Source organism: Streptomyces kronopolitis, assembly GCF_014646275.1.
Taxonomy (GTDB): domain Bacteria; phylum Actinomycetota; class Actinomycetes; order Streptomycetales; family Streptomycetaceae; genus Streptomyces; species Streptomyces kronopolitis.
Genome location: NZ_BMND01000094.1, coordinates 1 through 1,050 on the forward strand (window position 1 = coordinate 1; position 1,050 = coordinate 1,050).

At 70.5% G+C, this 1,050-nt stretch carries 1 protein-coding gene; it reads left to right on the plus strand.

Going from position 1 to position 1,050, the window contains the following annotated elements; genetic code table 11:
* Positions 1–14: 14 nt before the first annotated feature.
* On the plus strand, positions 15–1,049 hold the full coding sequence (locus tag IEY78_RS33750; RefSeq protein ID WP_189104813.1) for a serine hydrolase domain-containing protein: 1,035 nt from the start codon (positions 15–17) through the stop codon (positions 1,047–1,049).
* Position 1,050: the final 1 nt, after the last annotated feature.

A 1,050-nucleotide genomic window follows, 5' to 3' on the forward strand; every position in this document is an offset into this window, starting at 1 on the left:
CGAACAGGGAGCCCATGATCAACCGCATCGAAGCACTCCTGGACGAAGGCGTCCGCGACAAGGTCTACCCCGGCGCCGTCTGGGCCGTCGGCGACAGCGGCGGCATCCGAGCCAGCGGCGCCACCGGGGTCCTGGACCCGGACGAGCCCGAGGACCGGATGCAGCCCGACACCGTCTTCGACGCCGCGAGCCTCACCAAGATCCTCGCGGTCTGGTCTTCCATCGGAGCCCTCTGGGAGGACGGCGTCCTCGACCTCGACCAGCCACTGGGCACCTTTTGGCGCGAAGTGGAAGGCCGCCCGCTCGGGCAGGTCACCGCCCGGCAGCTGCTGACCCACACTGCGGGAGTTCCCCTGCGGGCCCAGCTGAAGAACCTCTACGGCACCGACCCGCAGGCCATCCGCCGCGGGGTCCTGCACGAGGAACTGCACCGGCCGCCCGGCGAGGCCGTCGAGTACACCGACCGGGCCGCCCTCATCCTCGGCTACCTCACCGAACACCTCTCCGGCCAGCGCCTGGACCAAGTCGCCGCCGCCCGGACCTGGCAGCCGCTCGGCATGGAATCGACCTGCTTCGGCCCGCTGCCCGCCCCGATCGCCGTCCGCTGTGCGCCCACCGAACTCGACCAGGAGAGCGGCACCCACCTCAAGGGCACAGCCCACGACTTCTCCGCCCGCCTGCTGGGCGGCGTATGCGGCATCGCCGGCGCCTTCACCGTCCTCGACGACCTCACCGCCTTCCTGCGGTACATGCTGGACCCGGCCACAGCCCCAGCGGCGGCCGGCTTCGGGCCCAGGTGGACCTCCCATTCCCTGACCGTGCAGACCAACGGCCTGGAGCCCGCACGCGGCCTGTTCTGGCACCCCGCACCCGAAACGAACGACGGCCAGGACACCTGGGTGCACTACGGGTTCACCGGCACCGGCATGTGGATCTCACCCGCCACCGACCGCTGGGCGATCCTGCTGACCAACAAGCTCTACTACACCCGCGACCGCCAGCCCCTGACGGACATCCGCAACACCTTCCGCGAACTGGCCTTCGCCTAAA